The sequence below is a fragment of the Pseudomonas sp. FeS53a genome, assembly GCF_000931385.1.
In the GTDB taxonomy this organism is placed as follows: Bacteria; Pseudomonadota; Gammaproteobacteria; order Pseudomonadales; family Pseudomonadaceae; genus Metapseudomonas; species Metapseudomonas otitidis.
This window is the reverse complement of the sequence record NZ_JYFT01000075.1, coordinates 120,377-138,784: the sequence shown is the minus strand read 5'-3', so window position 1 is coordinate 138,784 and position 18,408 is coordinate 120,377. Positions and strand designations below refer to the sequence as shown.

Annotated in this window: 19 protein-coding genes; 17 read left to right on the top strand and 2 right to left on the bottom strand. The window is 63.8% G+C overall.

What is annotated here, in order from left to right:
• Nucleotides 1-121: 121 nt before the first annotated feature.
• Nucleotides 122-3,241: a ribonuclease E gene (gene rne, locus SZ55_RS23350; RefSeq protein WP_082078322.1), complete on the bottom strand. Its 3,120-nt coding sequence runs from the start codon at nucleotides 3,239-3,241 to the stop codon at nucleotides 122-124.
• 562 nt (nucleotides 3,242-3,803) lie between these two features.
• Between rne and rluC the strand changes: the two genes are divergently transcribed.
• The 3 genes from rluC to sppA are packed head-to-tail and all read left to right on the top strand — an operon-like array spanning nucleotide 3,804 to nucleotide 6,415.
• Nucleotides 3,804-4,757: a 23S rRNA pseudouridine(955/2504/2580) synthase RluC gene (gene rluC / locus SZ55_RS23345; protein WP_044412627.1), complete on the top strand. Its 954-nt coding sequence runs from the start codon at nucleotides 3,804-3,806 to the stop codon at nucleotides 4,755-4,757.
• Nucleotides 4,750-5,442 (top strand): HAD-IA family hydrolase, encoded by a 693-nt coding sequence (locus tag SZ55_RS23340; protein WP_044412427.1) that lies wholly within the window; start codon nucleotides 4,750-4,752, stop codon nucleotides 5,440-5,442. Before rluC ends, SZ55_RS23340 begins: the two co-directional genes overlap by 8 nt.
• Nucleotides 5,435-6,415, top strand: coding sequence for a signal peptide peptidase SppA (gene sppA, locus SZ55_RS23335; protein WP_044412424.1), 981 nt, complete (start codon nucleotides 5,435-5,437; stop codon nucleotides 6,413-6,415). Before SZ55_RS23340 ends, sppA begins: the two co-directional genes overlap by 8 nt.
• Before the next feature lie 51 nt (nucleotides 6,416-6,466).
• On the opposite strand, the gene SZ55_RS23330 is transcribed toward sppA, so the two are convergent.
• Nucleotides 6,467-7,045 (bottom strand): Maf family protein, encoded by a 579-nt coding sequence (locus tag SZ55_RS23330; RefSeq protein ID WP_044412421.1) that lies wholly within the window; start codon nucleotides 7,043-7,045, stop codon nucleotides 6,467-6,469.
• A gap of 107 nt (nucleotides 7,046-7,152) precedes the next feature.
• Here SZ55_RS23330 and SZ55_RS23325 point away from each other — a divergent pair, with 107 nt between their 5' ends.
• The 14 genes from SZ55_RS23325 (at nucleotide 7,153) to SZ55_RS23260 (ending at nucleotide 18,380) form a co-directional block, all read left to right on the top strand.
• Nucleotides 7,153-7,680, top strand: coding sequence for a YceD family protein (locus SZ55_RS23325; protein WP_044412418.1), 528 nt, complete (start codon nucleotides 7,153-7,155; stop codon nucleotides 7,678-7,680).
• A 13-nt stretch (nucleotides 7,681-7,693) separates the two neighbouring features.
• On the top strand, nucleotides 7,694-7,876 hold the full coding sequence (rpmF, locus tag SZ55_RS23320; RefSeq protein ID WP_044412415.1) for a 50S ribosomal protein L32: 183 nt from the start codon (nucleotides 7,694-7,696) through the stop codon (nucleotides 7,874-7,876).
• Between the two features lie 3 nt (nucleotides 7,877-7,879).
• Complete coding sequence (gene plsX / locus SZ55_RS23315) at nucleotides 7,880-8,890, top strand: phosphate acyltransferase PlsX (RefSeq protein WP_074970096.1); 1,011 nt, start codon at nucleotides 7,880-7,882, stop codon at nucleotides 8,888-8,890.
• A gap of 101 nt (nucleotides 8,891-8,991) precedes the next feature.
• Nucleotides 8,992-9,930, top strand: coding sequence for an ACP S-malonyltransferase (gene fabD, locus SZ55_RS23310; protein ID WP_044412412.1), 939 nt, complete (start codon nucleotides 8,992-8,994; stop codon nucleotides 9,928-9,930).
• 14 nt (nucleotides 9,931-9,944) lie between these two features.
• The gene (fabG, locus tag SZ55_RS23305) at nucleotides 9,945-10,688 is read left to right on the top strand and encodes a 3-oxoacyl-ACP reductase FabG (protein ID WP_044412409.1); all 744 of its coding nucleotides are present in this window, start codon (nucleotides 9,945-9,947) and stop codon (nucleotides 10,686-10,688) included.
• A gap of 188 nt (nucleotides 10,689-10,876) precedes the next feature.
• Complete coding sequence (gene acpP / locus SZ55_RS23300; protein ID WP_016493661.1) at nucleotides 10,877-11,113, top strand: acyl carrier protein; 237 nt, start codon at nucleotides 10,877-10,879, stop codon at nucleotides 11,111-11,113.
• A 108-nt stretch (nucleotides 11,114-11,221) separates the two neighbouring features.
• Nucleotides 11,222-12,466: a beta-ketoacyl-ACP synthase II gene (gene fabF, locus SZ55_RS23295; protein ID WP_044412403.1), complete on the top strand. Its 1,245-nt coding sequence runs from the start codon at nucleotides 11,222-11,224 to the stop codon at nucleotides 12,464-12,466.
• Nucleotides 12,466-13,278 (top strand): aminodeoxychorismate lyase, encoded by an 813-nt coding sequence (gene pabC / locus SZ55_RS23290; protein WP_044412399.1) that lies wholly within the window; start codon nucleotides 12,466-12,468, stop codon nucleotides 13,276-13,278. Before fabF ends, pabC begins: the two co-directional genes overlap by 1 nt.
• A gap of 3 nt (nucleotides 13,279-13,281) precedes the next feature.
• A complete protein-coding gene (mltG, locus tag SZ55_RS23285) occupies nucleotides 13,282-14,337 on the top strand; it encodes an endolytic transglycosylase MltG (protein ID WP_044412396.1) in 1,056 nt (351 codons plus the stop codon).
• Nucleotides 14,334-14,966, top strand: a complete 633-nt coding sequence (tmk, locus tag SZ55_RS23280; protein ID WP_044412393.1) for a dTMP kinase — start codon at nucleotides 14,334-14,336, stop codon at nucleotides 14,964-14,966. Before mltG ends, tmk begins: the two co-directional genes overlap by 4 nt.
• Nucleotides 14,959-15,945 carry a DNA polymerase III subunit delta' gene (locus tag SZ55_RS23275; RefSeq protein WP_044412390.1) on the top strand — a complete coding sequence of 329 codons (987 nt, stop codon included), beginning with the start codon at nucleotides 14,959-14,961 and terminating at the stop codon, nucleotides 15,943-15,945. Before tmk ends, SZ55_RS23275 begins: the two co-directional genes overlap by 8 nt.
• 34 nt (nucleotides 15,946-15,979) lie before the next feature.
• Complete coding sequence (locus tag SZ55_RS23270) at nucleotides 15,980-16,336, top strand: PilZ domain-containing protein (RefSeq protein WP_044412389.1); 357 nt, start codon at nucleotides 15,980-15,982, stop codon at nucleotides 16,334-16,336.
• A gap of 56 nt (nucleotides 16,337-16,392) precedes the next feature.
• On the top strand, nucleotides 16,393-17,178 hold the full coding sequence (locus tag SZ55_RS23265; protein ID WP_044412387.1) for a TatD family hydrolase: 786 nt from the start codon (nucleotides 16,393-16,395) through the stop codon (nucleotides 17,176-17,178).
• Nucleotides 17,179-17,741: 563 nt separating this feature from the next.
• Nucleotides 17,742-18,380, top strand: a complete 639-nt coding sequence (locus SZ55_RS23260) for a TetR/AcrR family transcriptional regulator (protein ID WP_044412384.1) — start codon at nucleotides 17,742-17,744, stop codon at nucleotides 18,378-18,380.
• Nucleotides 18,381-18,408 lie beyond the last annotated feature (28 nt).

Sequence of the window (18,408 nt, the reverse complement as noted above, 5' to 3'; positions counted from 1 at the left end):
TCGCAGCGGCGAAGGGGGAGGGCGGTTAACGAGCTGCCCAGCCTGAGACGGCTCGGTGCTGTGAACGAGGCATGAAAAAAGGGACGCCATTGGCGTCCCTTTTTCATGGAGCAAGCAGGCCTCAGACGGTCGGCTTGTCCTTCTCTTCCTCGCTGGCCTGCTGTTCTGCAGCAGGTTGCTCGGCTTCGACGGTTGCGGCTTCTACTGCCTGGGCCTCGGCCTGGGCGGCCTCAGCTTCGGCGGCCGGTGCGGCCTCTTCGGTCGGCTGAGCTTGTGCCTCGGCAGGGGCTTCGGCCACGACCGGCTCCTCGACCACCGCAGGTGCAGCCTCGGCTTCGACCGGGGCGGCGGCAGCGGCAGCAGCGGCTTCACGAGCCAGGCGCTCGGCCTCCTGCTGGCGACGACGAACCTCGCGAGGATCGTTGGGCGCGCGGCCGGTGCTGCTCACGCTGGCAGCGGGGGCAGCTTCGACGCTCGGAGCGGGCTCGGCGACGACCTCTGCCACGGGTTCCGGCTGAGGCTCGGCGGCTTCGGCCTGGGGCTCGACGGCAGCAGCCGGTTCGGCAGCTTCGGCGACTTCAGCCGGCTGGGCCTGAGGCTCGCTGGCCACTTCGGCGCTTTCGCTCTGCTCGGTCACGGCAGTGGCCGGTTCGTTCGCTTGCGGCGCGTCTTGCGGCTGGATCAGCTCCAGGCTGGCCTGCTGCTCGGTGGTTTCGCTGACGGCGTTCGCTTGCGGCTCGACCTCGGCAGCCTCTGCTGCTTGGCTGGCGGCTTCGACGGCGATCACGGAGCCGGCGGCGACCGCTGCAACCACGGCGGCCTCGGAGGGCTCGTTGGCCTGCTCGGCATCGCCTTCGGCTTCTTCATTACCGTCCAGCGACTCGTCGCCATTCACTTCACGCTGACGCTCGCGGCGGTTGCTACGGCGGCGCTGGCCACGGGAGCGACGACGGGGGCGTTCGCCGTCCGCGCCTTCCTGGCCGTCGTCCAGCAGCTCTTCGCTGTCGTTCAGCAGTTCTTCTTCGCTCGGGGCGGCGGCAGCCTGCTCGGGGCGCGGTTGGCGCTCTTCACGGGGCGGACGCTCACCACGCTCGCGGCGGTTCTCCTGGCCTTCACGCGGCTCACGGGCTTCGCGGGGCTGGCGCTCCTCACGGGGCTGACGCTCTTCGCGGGGTTGGCGTTCCTCACGGGCCTGGCGTTCTTCACGCGGTTGGCGCTCTTCGCGAGGCTGACGCTCCTCACGGGGCTGGCGCTCTTCGCGCGGGGCGCGCTCTGCACGAGGTTGGCGCTCTTCGCGCGGCTCACGGCCTTCGCGGGGCTGGCGCTCTTCACGCGGTTGACGGTCTTCGCGAGCCTGACGTTCTTCACGCGGCTGGCGCTCTTCGCGAGGCTTGCGCTCGTCGTCACGACGGCCTTCACGGCCTTCGCGGCGGCGGTTCTGCTGACGACCGTTACGACGCTCCTCACCGGTACGGGCGGGGCGCTCGCTGGCGGCGGCCTTCTCGGGCGCGGGGCTCGGCTCGTCCTTGCCGGCGAACAGGCTGACCAGCGACTTCACCAGGCCCTTGAACAGGCTCGGTTCGGCGGCTGCAACGGCGGCGGTGGGCGGTGCCATCGGGGCCGGTGCGGTCGGGGCGGGAGCCGGACGCTCGGGGGCGACGGTCTTCACGGCGGCTTCCTGGCGAACCAGGGTGCGGGTGGAAGCGGCCGGGTGGTGTTCCTCGACTTCGGTGGGGGTCATCTCGTAGCTGGACAGGCCAGTGAGGACTTCCGGGTTGTCGTCGCGCAGGCGCTGGACTTCGAAGTGCGGGGTTTCCAGGTGGTCGTTCGGCAGGATCACGATGCGTGCGCGGGTGCGCAGCTCGATCTTGGTGATGCTGTTGCGCTTCTCGTTGAGCAGGAAGGCGGCGACCGGGATCGGGACCTGGGCGCGGACTTCGGCGGTGCGGTCCTTGAGGGCCTCTTCCTCGATCAGGCGGAGGATGGCCAGGGACAGGGATTCGACGTCACGGATGATGCCCTGGCCGTTGCAACGGGGGCAGACGATGCCGCTGGTCTCGCCCAGGGACGGACGCAGGCGCTGGCGGGACATTTCCAGCAGGCCGAAGCGGGAGATGCGGCCGACCTGTACGCGGGCGCGGTCGGCTTCCAGGGCTTCGCGGACCTTTTCTTCCACGGCGCGCTGGTTCTTGGCCGGGGTCATGTCGATGAAGTCGATGACGATCAGGCCGCCGATGTCGCGCAGGCGCAGCTGGCGGGCGATTTCCTCGGCCGCTTCCAGGTTGGTCTGCAGGGCGGTTTCTTCGATGTCACCGCCTTTGGTCGCACGCGCCGAGTTGATGTCGATGGACACCAGGGCTTCGGTCGGGTCGATGACGATGGAGCCGCCGGAGGGCAGTTTCACTTCGCGCTGGAAGGCGGTTTCGATCTGGCTCTCGATCTGGAAGCGATTGAACAGCGGAACGCTGTCCTGGTAGAGCTTGATCTTGTTCTGGTACTGCGGCATCACCTGGCGGATGAAGCTGAGGGCTTCTTCCTGGGCTTCGACGCTGTCGATCAGCACTTCGCCGATGTCCTGGCGCAGGTAGTCGCGGATCGCGCGGATGATGACGTTGCTTTCCTGGTAGATCAGGAAGGGGGCGCCACGCTCACCGGAGGCTTCCTTGATGGCGCTCCAGAGTTGCAGCAGGTAGTCGAGGTCCCATTGCAGCTCCTCGCTGGAGCGGCCGAGGCCGGCGGTGCGCACGATCAGGCCCATGTCGGCCGGTGCGTTCAGGCCGTTCAGGGCTTCGCGCAGTTCGTTGCGCTCTTCGCCTTCGATGCGACGGGAGATGCCGCCGGCGCGGGGATTGTTCGGCATCAGCACCAGGTAGCGGCCGGCGAGGCTGATGAAGGTGGTGAGGGCTGCGCCCTTGTTGCCGCGCTCCTCCTTCTCGACCTGGACGATGACTTCCTGGCCTTCGTTGAGCACGTCCTTGATGTTGACGCGGCCCTCGGGAGACTTCTTGAAGTATTCGCGGGAGATTTCTTTCAGCGGCAGGAAGCCGTGACGTTCGGCACCGAAGTCGACGAATGCGGCTTCGAGGCTGGGTTCGATGCGGGTGATGCGGCCTTTATAGATGTTGGCCTTTTTCTGTTCGCGGGCGCCCGACTCGATGTCCAGGTCATACAGGCGTTGGCCGTCGACCAGGGCAACACGCAACTCTTCGGGCTGAGTTGCGTTAATCAGCATTCTTTTCATGTAGTACCGTCGGTTTCCGGGGCTACCGGAAACGGCGACCGGCACACACGACTCTCGCGGTCGGTGTCAGGTGCGTGTCAGGAGCGGGTTAATGCTCCCGTGTCCAGCGACATCAGGCCATCTGGCCGGGGTCGCGACGACGTCTCCCGCTGCTGTTGTCGTAACAGAAGCAACGTTTATCAGGAGGAGGAATCAGCCATCGGCAGCGGACGGAATAAAACGTCTTGGTTGAAGCGCTGCTACGCAGTCCGACGGTTGTGCATCTCCACCCTACACTTGTCCCTTGAAAATCGGGTGCCGCTCGCAGAATCCGTAGCGGGTTGCATTTACCGCGACCGCCCTAGGGTGGTCACGCGTCATGGCTCAAGGCTTTTTTCTCCGAATGATCGCTGTTCTGGAGCGAAAATTCTGACGGACGGCCTGACGTCCTGAATGGGTTGCACGTGGCTGGGATGGCAGTTTTGGCGAGCATCCGGGGCACGGCCGCTTTTGGCGGCGTTCGCGACTATAGCAGCAATCATTAAGTGCTTCAAATCCATAAAAAATTGTTATGATCGCCGCCATGACGACTCCCTCCTCTCCGACTTCCGGCGTGCAAATGCTCGAAGTTGCGCCGGAATATGCCGGTCAGCGTATTGATAATTTCCTCCGGACCCAGCTGAAAGGCGTCCCCAAGACCTTGATCTACCGCATCTTGCGCAAGGGCGAAGTGCGGGTGAACAAGGGGCGCATCAAGCCCGAGTACAAGCTGCAGGCTGGCGATGTGGTGCGGGTGCCGCCGCTGCGTCTCGCCGAGCGGGATGAGCAGGTACCGGTTGCCCAGGGGCTGCTGGAGCGTCTCGAAGCCGCCATCGTTTATGAAGACAAAGGGCTGATTGTCCTCAACAAGCCGGCCGGTATTGCCGTGCATGGTGGCAGCGGCCTCAGTTATGGGGTGATCGAGGCGTTTCGCCAACTGCGGCCCGATGCGCGGGAGCTCGAGCTGGTTCATCGCCTGGACCGGGATACCTCGGGCCTGCTGATGATCGCCAAGAAGCGCAGCATGTTGCGTCACCTCCACGAAGCACTGCGCGGTGATGGTGTGGACAAGCGCTACCTCGCCCTGGTTCGGGGGAGTTGGCCGACGTCGAAGAAAAAGGTCAGTGCACCGCTTCTGAAGAACACCCTGCGCTCCGGCGAGCGGATGGTGGAGGTGGATGACGAGGGTAAGGATGCTCTGACCGAGTTCCGCGTGCTGCGGCGTTTTGGTGAGTTCGCCACTTTGATCGAGGCGAGCCCGATTACCGGTCGTACCCATCAGATCCGGGTCCATACCCGGCATGCCGGCCATGCCATTGCGGGTGATCCCAAGTACGGCGATGAGGATTTTTCTGGGGAAATCCGCGAGTTGGGCGGCAAACGCCTGTTCCTGCATGCCTATGCGCTCTCCCTGGTTTTGCCCGATGGCACGCCCCTGAGTCTTGAGGCGCCAGTGGATGAAATGTGGTCGCAGACCCTGGAGCGGTTGGGTGCCTGACTATCAGCTGCTGATCTTCGACTGGGATGGCACCCTGGTGGACTCCATTTCGCGCATCGTCGAGTCCCTTCGAGTGGCGGCGGAGGCTTGCGGTCTGCCGCAATTGGACGATTCGGCGCTCAAGAGCATCATCGGCCTCGGCTTGCCCGAGGCGATTGCAGTGCTTTACCCGGATCTGGCCGATCCGCAGCGGATTGCTCGCTACCGTGAGGTCTATGCGTCGCACTACAGTCATCTGGAGGCGGCCCCGTCGCCGCTCTTTGCGGGCGTGGAAGATGCGCTGGAGTCGTTTCGCGAGGCTGGCTATCGCCTGGCGGTGGCCACGGGCAAGACGCGGCGCGGGCTTGATCGTGTCCTGGCGGGGCGTGGTTGGGAGTGCTACTTCGATATCACTCGCTGCGCTGACGAAACGGCGAGCAAGCCTGATCCCTTGATGCTGCGCCAGATCATGGCGCATTGCGGCGTCAATGCCGGTGCGTCGCTGATGGTGGGGGACTCGCCCTTTGATCTGCGCATGGCGCGCAATGCGGCAATGGACTGCGTGGCGGTTGGTTATGGCGCGCAGTCGCTGGATGTCCTGCGGCTGGAGTCGCCGACGCTGGCAATCGAGCATTTTGATGAGCTGCGCCATTGGTTGGCTGGTGGCGCGAACAACCCGGTGAACAAGGTGGAATTGCATGTCTGATGAATGGAACGCATCGGCACCCGCTGGTGGTGATGACAAGAGTTGGAGGCTGCTTGAAAAGGCTGTTCTGGCGGGCGTTCAGGAACAGCGGCGAGCTCGGCGCTGGGGTATTTTCTTCAAGCTCCTGACCTTCCTTTATCTGTTCGGCGCGCTGCTGATGTTTTCGCCGTTGTTCGATCTGCAGAAGACGGCGGCGCGTGGTGAGGCCCATACGGCACTGGTCGAGGTTCGCGGCATGATTGCGGATAACGAGGCTGCGAGTGCCGACAACATCGTGAGCAGTCTCAGGGCGGCCTTCGAGGATCCGAAGACTAAGGGGGTTGTGCTGCGCATCAACAGCCCGGGCGGCAGTCCCGTCCAGTCGGGCTACATCTATGACGAGATCCGGCGGCTGCGGGGTGAGCACCCCGATACCAAGGTCTATGCGGTGATCACTGATCTTGGGGCATCTGGTGCCTACTACATTGCCAGTGCAGCGGACGAGATCTACGCGGACAAGGCAAGCCTGGTGGGGTCCATTGGTGTCACGGCGGCCAGCTTCGGCTTCGTCGACCTGATGGGTAAGCTGGGTGTCGAGCGTCGTGTCTATACCTCGGGCGAGCACAAGGCGTTCCTTGATCCGTTCCAGCCTCAGAAGGACGACGAGACTCGCTTCTGGCAGGGTGTGCTGGATACCACTCATCGCCAGTTCATCGAGAGCGTGAAGAGGGGGCGAGGTGATCGGCTGAAGGTCGACGGGCATCCCGAGCTCTTTAGTGGCTTGGTCTGGTCCGGTGAGCAGGCTCTTGAGCTGGGTCTGGTGGATAAGCTCGGTAGCACCAGCTACGTGGCGCGCGAGGTCATCGGTGCCAAGGAAATCGTCGACTACACGAAGCAGGACACGCCGTTTGATCGCTTTGCCAAGCGCCTGGGTGCGAGCATGGCTGAGCAGTTGGCGATGTGGATGGGGTTCCAGGGGCCTTCGCTGCGCTGAACCTCGCAGGTAGTTGCCAGAAAAGCCCGGCTTGTGCCGGGCTTTTTCGTCTCAGGGGACCTGCCGGCCTTCGGCGAGCAGCATGTCCACCAGGCGGATCAGTGGCAGGCCAACCAGGCTGGTGGCGTCCTCGCCCTCTGTGGTGCGGAACAGCGCGACGCCGAGCCCTTCCGCTTTGAAGCTGCCGGCGCAGTCGTAGGGCTGCTCTGCCTGCAGGTATCGCTCGATGGTGGCTTCGTCCAGTTTGCGGAAGTGCACGGTGAAGGGGATGCAATCCACCTGGCAGCTGCCGGTTCGCGTATTGAGCAGGGCGAGGCCCGTCAGGAAGCTTACGCTGGCGCCGCTTGCGGCCATGAGTTGCTGCTTGGCGCGGGTGAAGTCGCCGGGCTTGCCCAGGACCTGCTGGCCGAGCACGGCAACCTGGTCGGAGCCGATGATCAGGTGCTGGTCATGGATGTGCGCCAGGGCACGGGCTTTCTGTTCGGCGAGGCGGCGCACCAGTTGCTCGGCGCCTTCTCCCGGGTGGCGTGTTTCATCAATGGCGGGCGCGCTCCAGGTGAAGGGAAGGCCCAGGCGCTCCAGCAGGGCGCGCCGGTAGGGTGAGCTGGATGCGAGCACCAGATTGGTCATGATCGACTCCGCGAAAAAATGCCGCGATTCTATCGGGCGTGCCGTGCGGCGGACAGGTCGGAATTTGTTTTGACAGGGCAGGGGGGCATCCCTAGAATACCGCGCCTATGTTGAATGGGCCGATTCCAACTCACGTCGATCCGCGCAAGATGGCTGATCGCAGCGCCACCCTCCAGGGTGAGCTGCCTCTCGCCAGTCTCGAGCGTTTGTGCGATCCCCTCTCCGATGACGCAGGTCGCGTTACCGTGAGGCTTTCGTTCGAGCGCGACGAGCAGCGCACTGTGGTGATCCACAGCGAACTCGACGTCGAGGTCAAGATGGTATGTCAGCGTTGCCTGGAGCTGGTCGCGCTGCCGATCCACAGCGAGTGTACGTACGCCGTGGTGAAGGAGGGTGCGGACAGCCAGTCACTGCCCAAGGGCTATGACGTGCTGGAAGTGGGTGAGGATCCGCTGGATCTTCTGACTCTGGTCGAGGACGAGCTTCTGCTGGCCTTGCCCATTGTTCCGGCCCATGACCCTGAGGAATGCCAGCAGCCGGCGGGGCTTGATGAGCCCGAACCGAGCGAGGACGAGGTTCCGCGGTCCAACCCGTTCAGCGTACTGGCGCAGTTAAAGCGTGACCCAAACGTTTAGGAGTTAATTGATTATGGCTGTTCAGCAGAACAAAAAATCCCGCTCTGCCCGTGACATGCGTCGCTCCCACGACGCCCTCGAGGCCAATGCCCTGTCCATCGAGAAGAGCACCGGTGAAGTTCACCTGCGCCACCACGTCTCCCCGGACGGCTTCTACCGTGGTCGCAAAGTGATCGACAAGGGCTCGAACGAGTAATCCTTGTCCGTCTCTGTTATAGCGATTGACGCAATGGGCGGGGACTTCGGTCCCCGTTGCATTGTTCCGGCCAGCATTGCCTGCCTGGCTGAGTTCCCCTCCTTGCATCTGGTCCTTGTCGGCCAAGCCCCCGTCCTTGAAGAGCTCATCGCCCGCGAAAGCGGAGTCGATCGTCGACGCCTGTCCGTCGAGCATGCTGCCGAAGTGGTGGCGATGGACGAGCGACCCTCGCAGGCGCTGCGCAGCAAGCCCGACTCCTCCATGCGTGTCGCTCTGGACCTCGTCCGTGCCGGGCGTGCCCATGCCTGCGTGAGCGCCGGCAATACCGGTGCGTTGATGGCGCTTTCCCGCTACGTGCTCAAGACCCTGCCGGGAATCGATCGGCCCGCCATGGTGACTGCGATCCCCACGGCGCGCGGCCATTGCCACCTGCTGGACCTGGGCGCCAACGTGGATTGCAGTGCCGAGCATCTCTATCAGTTTGCGGTGATGGGCAGCGTTGCGGCTGAGGCGCTCGGGTTGCGCAGCCCTCGTGTGGCGTTGCTGAACGTCGGCACGGAGGACATCAAGGGCAACCAGCAGGTCAAGCTCGCGGCCAGCCTGCTTCAGCAGGCCAATGGGTTGAACTACATCGGCTACATCGAGGGCGATGCGCTGTATCGCGGTGAGGCGGATGTGGTGGTCTGCGATGGCTTCGTCGGCAACATCCTGCTCAAGTCCAGCGAGGGGCTGGTGGCGATGATTGCCGCGCGCATCGAGTCCCTGTTCACCGAGAATCTTGGCTCCCGTCTTGTTGGTGCGCTGGCGCTGCCGCTGTTGAGTCGTCTCAAGGGCGACCTGGCTCCGTCCCGCCACAATGGCGCGAGCTTTCTCGGGCTGCAGGGGATCGTGGTGAAGAGCCACGGCTCCGCTGGCGCGGATGGTTTCCAGAGTGCGATTCGTCGTGCCGTCATCGAGGTGCGGGAGAATCTGCCGCAGCGACTCCATGGGCGGCTCGAGGATCTGTTGCTCTAGGATGTGACCGCTGGCCGAGGGTTGTCATCCAACTGTCAGTCCGTTGCGCCTGGCGCCGCCAGGTGTGCGAATCGAACAAGGCAAACACGGGAACCGTTCCAATGTCCGCATCCCTCGCATTCGTTTTCCCCGGCCAGGGCTCTCAGTCCCTTGGCATGCTGGCTGAGCATGGCGCTTCGAGCCGCCTGGTCGCAGAGACCTTCGGCGAAGCCTCCGAAGCACTCGGTTACGACCTGTGGGCCCTGACCCAGCAAGGTCCCGAGGAAAGCCTCAACCAGACCGACAAGACCCAGCCGGCGATCCTGACCGCATCCATCGCCTTGTGGCGCCTGTGGCTGCAGGAAGGCGGCGCACGTCCCGCCTATGTAGCTGGTCACAGCCTGGGCGAATACTCCGCTCTGGTAGCCGCAGGCAGCCTGCAGTTCGCTGACGCCGTGAAGCTCGTCGAGCGCCGTGGGCAGTTGATGCAGCAGGCCGTCCCGGCTGGACAGGGCGGCATGGCGGCCATCCTGGGTCTCGAGGATGCCGATGTGCTGGCAGCCTGTGCCGAGGCTGCAAAGGGTGACGTGGTCAGTGCGGTGAATTTCAACGCGCCGGGCCAGGTGGTGATTGCCGGTTCGGCTGCAGCTGTCGAGCGTGCCATCGAAGCCTGCAAGGCGCGCGGTGCCAAGCGTGCGATGCCGCTGCCGGTGAGCGTGCCGTCCCACTGTGCCCTGATGAAGCCTGCTGCAGAGCGTTTCGCCGAGTTTGTCCAGGCGCTGGACTGGAGGGCGCCCGAGATCGCGCTGGTGCAGAACGTCAGCGCCTCGGTGGTGACCGACCTTGATGTGCTCAAGGCCGACCTCCTGGCTCAGCTCTACAGCCCGGTCCGCTGGGTCGAGTCGATGGTGCGCCTGTCCGAGCAGGGTGTTACCGATCTCGTCGAGTGCGGCCCCGGCAAGGTCCTGAGTGGTCTGAACAAGCGCTGCGTCAAGGGCATCGCCACCCATAACCTGGATACCCCCGACGCCTTCGCAGCCGCTCGCGCTGCGCTGGCCTGATCAAGGAGAAGACCATGAGTCTGCAAGGTAAGGTCGCACTGGTTACCGGCGCGAGCCGTGGTATCGGCCAGGCCATCGCCCTGGAACTGGGCCGCCAAGGTGCCGTCGTCATCGGCACCGCCACCACGCCGGGCGGCGCCGAGCGCATTGCCGAATACCTGAAGGAGCACGGCATTGAAGGGGCCGGCCTGGTTCTGGATGTCAGCAGCGATGAGTCCGTCGCCAGCACGCTGGAGCACATCCAGCAGCATCTGGGGCAGCCGCTGATCCTGGTGAACAATGCCGGCATCACCCGCGACAACCTGATGCTGCGCATGAAAGACGACGAATGGTTCGACGTCATCAATACCAACCTGAACAGCCTGTTCCGCTTGAGCAAGGCAGTTCTGAGGGGCATGACCAAGGCGCGCTGGGGCCGCATCATCAACATCGGCTCCGTGGTCGGTGCGATGGGCAACGCCGGCCAGGCCAACTACGCTGCTGCCAAGGCTGGTCTCGAGGGCTTCGGTCGGGCGCTGGCCCGTGAAGTGGGCTCTCGCGCCATCACCGTCAACTCCGTTGCCCCTGGTTTCATCGATACCGACATGACTCGCGAACTGCCCGATGCACAGCGCGAGGCCCTGTTGACCCAGATTCCGCTGGCTCGCCTTGGTCAGGCCGAGGAGATTGCGAAGGTGGTCGGATTCCTCGCTTCCGATGGTGCTTCCTACGTCACAGGGGCTACCATTCCGGTGAACGGTGGGATGTATATGAGCTGAATGTGACGAATCCCCTCAGGAAACTGTCATACGAGCTGTCTAAAATCCGGTACTCGAGTGCAATTGGGTTCTGGACGGCTCCTGACGGGGCCTGAAGGGGTTCGGAGTCCTGCTTGAAAAGCAGAAAACCCTTTCTATACACTGCAGCCCAAGCTGCACGGATTTTTCCATAGGAGTGAAAACAAGGTATGAGCACCATCGAAGAACGCGTCAAGAAGATCGTCGCCGAGCAACTGGGCGTCAAAGAAGACGAAGTCACCAACAGCGCTTCCTTCGTTGAAGACCTGGGCGCCGACTCCCTTGACACCGTTGAGCTGGTGATGGCTCTGGAAGAGGAATTCGAGACCGAGATTCCGGACGAGCAAGCCGAGAAGATCACCACCGTTCAGGAAGCCATCGATTACATCAACGCTCACGCGCAATAAGTAATCGTCGGTTCCCCGACCTGGAAAAGCCGCACGACCCTGAAGGTCGTGCGGCTTTTCTTTAAGCGGTTTTTGCCGCCGATCAGCAACATGTAAAAGGAGAGCGCTGTGTCGCGTAGACGCGTCGTGATCACCGGCCTTGGCATGCTGTCGCCCTTGGGCAACACCGTCGCCGATAGCTGGCAAGGCATTCTGGCTGGCCGCAGTGGCATCGGCCTCATCGAGCATATGGATCTGTCGGCCTATGCCACCCGTTTCGGCGGCTCGGTCAAGGGCTTCGATGTCGAGCAGTACCTGTCGGCCAAGGAAGCACGAAAGCTCGACCTGTTCATCCAGTACGGCCTGGCCGCGAGTTTCCAGGCCGTGCGTGACGCTGGCCTGGAAGTGACCGATGCCAACCGCGAGCGCATCGGCGTGGCCATGGGGTCGGGCATCGGTGGCCTGACCAACATCGAGAACAACTGCCGTTCGCTGATCGAGCAGGGGCCGCGGCGCATCTCGCCGTTCTTCGTCCCGGGTTCGATCATCAACATGGTGTCCGGCTTCCTGTCGATCCACCTGGGCATCCAGGGGCCGAACTACGCCATCGCTACGGCGTGTACCACCGGCACCCATTGCATCGGCATGGCGGCGCGTAACATCGCCTACGGTGAGGCGGACGTGATGATCGCCGGTGGCTCCGAGATGGCGGCCTGCGGCCTTGGTCTCGGCGGCTTCGGTGCGGCCCGTGCACTGTCTACCCGCAACGACGAGCCGACTCGCGCGAGCCGCCCGTGGGACAAAGGGCGCGATGGCTTCGTGCTGTCGGATGGCGCCGGTGCGCTGGTGCTCGAAGAGCTGGAGCACGCCCGTGCCCGTGGCGCCACCATCTATGCCGAGCTGGTCGGCTTCGGCATGAGTGGCGATGCCTTCCACATGACCTCTCCGCCGGATGACGGCGCCGGTGCCGCGCGCTGCATGCGCAACGCCCTGCGTGATGCTGGTCTGAATGCGGACCAGGTGCAGTACATCAATGCCCATGGCACCTCGACGCCGGCCGGTGACCTGGCGGAAGCCGCTGCCGTGAAGAGCGTCTTCGGCGATCACGCCTACCGCGTTGCGGTGAGCTCGACCAAGTCGATGACCGGCCACCTCCTGGGCGCTGCCGGGGCCGTTGAGGCGATCTTCAGCGTGCTGGCGATCCGCGACCAGGTGGCTCCGCCGACCATCAACCTGGAGGAGCCGGACGAAGGCTGCGACCTGGATTTCGTGCCTCACCAGGCGCGCTCCATGCCCATCGACGTCGTCCTGTCCAACTCCTTCGGTTTTGGCGGCACCAACGGTTCCCTGGTGTTCCGTCGCTTCGAGGGCTGATGGACGACTGGATCGATGGCCGGCCGGCCGCTTCCCTTCCCATGAGGGATCGCGGCCTGGCCTACGGTGATGGCCTGTTCGAGACCATCGCCGTTCGCCGGGGCGTTCCAAGCCTGTTGGAACGTCATCTGGCGCGCTTGGCTGAAGGCGCGCGTCGGCTCTTCCTGTCTCTGGATCTGGAGACCGTCCGTAACGAGCTCCTGGCATTCTCCGCCGAATTGGGGGAGGGCGTTGCAAAGCTCATCGTCACCCGGGGTGATGGCCTGCGCGGCTATGCACCCTCCAGCGGCCCGGCCCGTCGCCTGCTGATGGCCAGTCCATTGCCTGCCTACCCATCGGTATGCGCCGAAGAGGGCATCGAGCTTTTCCCCTGCACCACGCGCCTGGCCGAGCAACCCCTGCTGGCTGGCCTCAAGCATTTGAACCGGCTTGAGCAGGTTCTCGCGCGTGCCGAGTGGAGTGACTCCCGCTATGCGGAAGGGCTGGTACGAGACCATTCGGGCCGGCTGATCGAGGGCGTGTTCAGCAACCTTTTCCTCGTGCATGACGGTCAGTTACTGACGCCGGACCTGCAGCGCTGTGGTGTGCAGGGTGTCATGCGCGCGGCATTGCTGGATCTGGCCGCAGCCGAGGGAATCAACGTCCAGGTCCGCGACATCGCGTTCGACGAGTTGGCGGTCGCTGACGAGGTCTTTACCTGCAACAGCCTCTATGGCATCTGGCCGGTGCGCGCCTGCGGCGAGCATGTCTGGTCGGTGGGCCCGCTCACCCGTAAACTGCAGCCCCTTGCCCTCGCCCAACTGGACTGCTGATTCGTGATTCGCAAATTGCTCATGCTGCTGCAGGGTGGCCTGTTCCTCGTTGGTCTCTTGCTGGCGTTCGCGGGTTGGCAACAGCACCTGGCCCTTACCCAGCCCCTCGACCTCAGCGAGGAGCGCCTGCTCGATGTGCCGGCGGGTGCAACCCCGGGTGGCATGCTCAATCGACTGGAGGAGCAGGGCGTGATCCACAGCGCCTTCTGGCTGCGCCAGTACTGGCGTTTCAACCTTTCCGGCCAGGCGCTGCACAGCGGTGAGTACCGCATGACCCCGGGCATGACTGCCGAAGGGTTGCTCGGGCTCTGGCAGCGGGCCGATGTCGTCCAGTACAGCCTCACCCTGGTCGAAGGCTGGAATTTCCGCCAACTGCGTGCCGCGTTGGCCAAGCAGGTCAAGCTGGAACAGACCCTGGCCGGTGCCAGCGATGATGAAGTGATGAAGCGCCTCGGTCTGGAAGGCCAGCATCCCGAGGGGCGATTCTTCCCCGATACCTACCGTTATGTACGCGGCATGCGTGATACGGACCTGCTTCGCCAGGCTCACCAGCGCCTGGAGCAGGTCCTGGACGAGGAGTGGCAATCCCGTGCCCAGGGTTTGCCCTACAAGGATGCCTATGACGCATTGATCATGGCCTCGATGGTGGAAAAGGAGACCGGCGTCCCGGAGGAGCGTGGGCAGATCGCCGGCGTGTTCATCCGTCGCCTCCAGCAGGGCATGCTGCTGCAGACCGACCCCACGGTGATCTACGGCCTGGGTGAGCGCTACACCGGCAAGATCACCCGCGCCCACCTGCGCGAGGCGACGCCCTACAACACCTACGTCATCGCCGGAATGCCGCCGACGCCCATCGCCATGGTGGGGCGCGAGGCCATCCACGCGGCCCTCAACCCGGTGGAAGGCAAAAGCCTCTACTTCGTCGCCCGTGGCGACGGTAGCCACGTTTTTTCGGAGACCCTCGAAGCGCACAACAAGGCGGTCCGTGAGTTCCAGCTCAACCGCCGTGCGGACTACCGCTCGAGTCCCGCTCCCGTCAGCAAGAAGGACACCCCGTGAACGGCCTGTTCATTACGCTCGAAGGCCCCGAAGGGGCCGGCAAGAGCACCAACCGCGACTTCATCGCCTCTCGCCTGCGCGAGCGTGGCGTTGAAGTCCTGCTAACCCGCGAGCCCGGTGGCACACCGTTGGCCGAACGCATCCGCGAGCTGCTGCTGGCGCCCAGTGACGAGTCGATGGCGGTGGATACCGAGCTGCTGCTGATGTTCGCCGCCCGCGCCCAGCACCTGGACCGCGTCATCCGTCCCGCGCTTGAGGCCGGGCAGGTGGTGCTGTGTGATCGCTTCACCGACGCCACCTACGCCTACCAGGGCGGTGGCCGGGGTGTGTCGATGGCGCGTATTGCCGAACTGGAGCGCTTCGTCCAGGGCAGCCTGCGTCCGGACCTGACCCTGGTGTTCGACCTGCCGGTGGAAGTGGGCCTCCAGCGCGCCGCAGCCCGTGGCCGGCTGGACCGTTTCGAACAGGAGGACCGCAGCTTCTTCGACGCCGTTCGCCAGGCCTATCTTGAGCGTGCCGCCCAGGCGCCCGAGCGTTATCGGGTGATCGATGCGGCGAAGCCCCTGGCCGATGTCCAGCGTTACCTGGATGCCCTTCTGCCGGAGTTGCTGGAGCGCTGCCATGGCTGAAGCCTACCCCTGGCAGGACTCGCTCTGGCAGCACCTGGCCGGTCGCCCGCGTCATGCCCATGCCTACCTGCTGCATGGGCCGGCCGGCATCGGCAAGCGTGCGCTCGCCGAACGCCTGATGGCACGGCTGCTGTGCCAGCAACCTGCGGGAAACGATGCCTGTGGCCAGTGCAAGTCCTGTTTCCTGCTGGCGGCGGGCACTCACCCTGACAACTACGTGCTGGAGCCCGAGGAGGTCGACAAGGCAATCCGTGTCGATCAGGTGCGAGACTTGGTGGATTTCGTCGTGCAGACCGCTCAGTTGGGGGGGCGCAAGGTCGTACTGCTGGAGCCGGCGGAGTCCATGAACCTGAACGCGGCCAACGCCCTGCTCAAGAGTCTGGAGGAGCCTTCCGGCGACACTGTGCTGCTGCTCATCAGCCACCAGCCGAGCCGCCTGCTGCCTACCATCAAGAGTCGCTGTGTGCAGCAGGCGTGCCCGTTGCCCGGCGAGGCGGAGAGTCTGGCCTGGCTCGCCCGGGCCCTGCCCGACAGTGATGCCGCGACCCGCTCGGACCTGTTGGCCCTGGCCGGCGGTTCGCCCCTGACCGCGTTGCGTCTGCACGGACAAGGCGTGCTGGAGCAGCGTGCCCAGGTGGTGGAGGGGGTGAAGAAACTGATCAAGCAGCAAGTCGGCGTCAGCCAGTTGGCCGAAGGCTGGAACGCGGTACCGCTGGTGCTGCTGTTCGACTGGTTCTGCGATTGGGCCCAGTTGATGCTGCGCTACCAGTTGACGCAGGACGAAGCAGGGCTGGGGCTGGCGGACATGCGCAAGGTCGTCCAGTACCTGGCGGACAAATCCTCCCAGGCCAAGGTGCTGGCGATGCAGGAGTGGCTCCTGCAGCAGCGGCAGAAGGTGCTGGGCAAGGCCAATCTCAACCGTGTCTTGCTTCTCGAAGCCTTGCTGGTGCAGTGGGCAAGCTTGCCCGGACCGGGCTAGAATCGCCCACTGAGCCAGCCAGCAGGAACGCCGAATGAGTCTCCCACCCAATCTAGGCCCGCGTAACGGGATCCTGTCCCTGACGATCAAGGACAAGTCCGTGCTCTACGCCGCCTACATGCCGTTCATCAAGAACGGTGGCCTGTTCATCCCCACCAACAAGAGCTACAAGCTCGGTGACGAGGTGTTCATGCTGCTGAACCTGATGGATGAGCAGGAGAAGATCCCGGTGGCGGGCAAGGTGGTGTGGATCACCCCGAAGGGCGCCCAGGGCAATCGGGCTGCCGGCATCGGCGTGCAGTTCAACGATGGCGACACCACCGCCCGCAACAAGATCGAGACCTACCTGGCCGGCGCGCTGAAGTCCGATCGTCCCACCCACACCATGTAATCTCCGGCGCCGCCCAGGCGGCGCTTCCCTGTATCCCTCCAGTGGCACCCCGCACCATGTTGGTCGACTCTCATTGTCATCTTGATCGCCTTGACCTGGCTGCCCATGGCGGCTCCCTCGATGCAGCGCTCGATGCGGCGCGCGCCCGGGGCGTTGGGCAATTCCTCTGCATTGGCGTGAGCGCCGACAACGCTGCCGCAGTGAAGGCCCTGGCCGACCGCTACGGTGATGTGCACTGCTCGGTCGGCGTACACCCGCTGGATCTCGCGCCTGGTCAGCCTCCAGCCCTGGACTGGTTGCTGCAGGAACTGGATCACCCGCGTGTGGTGGCCATTGGCGAGACCGGGCTCGACTATCACTACGAGCCGGAGGCAGCGGAGCTCCAGCAGCAGGCTTTCCAACTGCACCTCGAGGCTGCACGGATCACCGGCAAGCCGGTCATCGTCCACACCCGCGAGGCGCGGGCGGACACCCTTGCCCTGCTGCGAGAAGCTGCCTTGCCCCAGGCAGGCGTGTTGCATTGCTTCACCGAAGACTGGGACATGGCCCGGGCTGCGCTCGACATCGGCTTCTATATCTCCCTTTCAGGGATCGTCACCTTCCGCAATGCCGAGGCGCTGCGCGAGGTCGCTCGCCAGGTGCCTGCCGATCGGTTGCTGGTAGAGACGGATTCCCCCTACCTGGCACCGGTGCCCCACCGGGGCAAGGCGAACCTGCCGCAGTATGTGCGCGAGGTGGCGGAGTTCCTGGCGGAGCTGCGAGGTGTGTCCTATGACGCGCTGGCCGAGCAGACCACGGCCAACTTCTACCGTCTGTTCCCGCTGGCCCAATCGGCTGCCTGACGCACAGGCAAAAAAAACCCGGGTTCTGGGGGATGAATCCGGGTCAAGACCATTAGGAGTAAAACAAAGTACGCGATCCTCGGTACTTTGGCCGGCGGGGCACTTGGGGGGAGATGCCGCGCACCGGTAAAGGGAAGTATTGGCCAATATCCCCGAGCGTCCAGAGCAGATCGGTCGTTTTTTAAACAGATTTGGAATACTCCCGCCCCCGCTGAGTCCCCCCTGTTCCTGCCTACCGTCTTGCATGCCGTAGCCCCAAAGAATGGGCGCAACATGACTTTTTCCCTTTGATCGGGCTTGCGATGGGCGTCGAATCGTCTGGCGTCGTCTTATAGATTGCTGATCGAATCCGGTCGGATTGATGTCTGGATGACTTCCAAGCGTACTGTTTGGAGGGGGCGAAACCCTTCTGGGTCGCGCTTTCCAGCCATCCGGGGGCGTGTCGGCTGCTGCCTAATATGCCCGGCTGGGTGCTGGCAATACGCTCATAGTCGGATGTTCCGTGCATTTTGCCGGCATTTAGGCATAATACCCGGCTTGATTTTTGACCCTATAGTCCCTTTATGCAGAAAGAACCCCGTAAAGTCCGTGAGTTTCGCCGCCGCGAGCAGGAAATCCTCGATACCGCGCTCAAACTGTTCCTGGAGCAGGGCGAGGACAGCGTCACCGTCGAGATGATTGCCGACGCAGTGGGTATCGGCAAAGGCACGATCTACAAGCACTTCAAGTCCAAGGCCGAGATCTACCTGCGCCTGATGCTGGACTATGAGCGCGACCTGAACGAACTGCTCCACTCGGCGGACGTGGATCGCGACAAGGAAGCCCTGTCCCGTGCCTATTTCGAGTTCCGGATGCGGGATCCGCAGCGCTACCGCCTGTTCGATCGCCTGGAAGAAAAGGTGGTGAAGAACAGCCAGGTGCCCGAGATGGTGGAGCAACTGCACAAGATCCGCGCGTCCAACTTCGAGCGCCTGACCCAGTTGATCAAGGGGCGTATCGCCGAAGGCAAGCTGGAAGACGTACCGCCTTACTTCCACTACTGCGCGGCCTGGGCGCTGGTGCATGGCGCCGTTGCGCTCTACCACTCGCCTTTCTGGAGCAACGTCCTGGAAGACCAGGAAGGCTTCTTCCAGTTCCTGATGGACATCGGCGTGCGCATGGGCAACAAGCGCAAGCGTGACAATGAGTCGCCATCCGGCTGAATGATGGACGCCTGCTGGGCGCCGAGCC

Excerpts from the sequence above, each read along its gene's own strand:
- rpmF (WP_044412415.1), top strand. The coding sequence starts at position 7,694 with ATGGCTGTTCAGCAGAACAAAAAATCCCGCTCTGCCCGTGACATGCGT.
- fabG (WP_044412409.1), top strand. The coding sequence starts at position 9,945 with ATGAGTCTGCAAGGTAAGGTCGCACTGGTTACCGGCGCGAGCCGTGGT.
- sppA (WP_044412424.1), top strand. The coding sequence starts at position 5,435 with ATGTCTGATGAATGGAACGCATCGGCACCCGCTGGTGGTGATGACAAG.
- rne (WP_082078322.1), bottom strand. The coding sequence starts at position 3,241 with ATGAAAAGAATGCTGATTAACGCAACTCAGCCCGAAGAGTTGCGTGTT.
- pabC (WP_044412399.1), top strand. The coding sequence starts at position 12,466 with ATGGACGACTGGATCGATGGCCGGCCGGCCGCTTCCCTTCCCATGAGG.
- SZ55_RS23265 (WP_044412387.1), top strand. The coding sequence starts at position 16,393 with ATGTTGGTCGACTCTCATTGTCATCTTGATCGCCTTGACCTGGCTGCC.
- rluC (WP_044412627.1), top strand. The coding sequence starts at position 3,804 with ATGACGACTCCCTCCTCTCCGACTTCCGGCGTGCAAATGCTCGAAGTT.
- SZ55_RS23275 (WP_044412390.1), top strand. The coding sequence starts at position 14,959 with ATGGCTGAAGCCTACCCCTGGCAGGACTCGCTCTGGCAGCACCTGGCC.
- SZ55_RS23270 (WP_044412389.1), top strand. The coding sequence starts at position 15,980 with ATGAGTCTCCCACCCAATCTAGGCCCGCGTAACGGGATCCTGTCCCTG.
- fabD (WP_044412412.1), top strand. The coding sequence starts at position 8,992 with ATGTCCGCATCCCTCGCATTCGTTTTCCCCGGCCAGGGCTCTCAGTCC.
- SZ55_RS23260 (WP_044412384.1), top strand. The coding sequence starts at position 17,742 with ATGCAGAAAGAACCCCGTAAAGTCCGTGAGTTTCGCCGCCGCGAGCAG.
- acpP (WP_016493661.1), top strand. The coding sequence starts at position 10,877 with ATGAGCACCATCGAAGAACGCGTCAAGAAGATCGTCGCCGAGCAACTG.
- SZ55_RS23325 (WP_044412418.1), top strand. The coding sequence starts at position 7,153 with ATGTTGAATGGGCCGATTCCAACTCACGTCGATCCGCGCAAGATGGCT.
- SZ55_RS23330 (WP_044412421.1), bottom strand. The coding sequence starts at position 7,045 with ATGACCAATCTGGTGCTCGCATCCAGCTCACCCTACCGGCGCGCCCTG.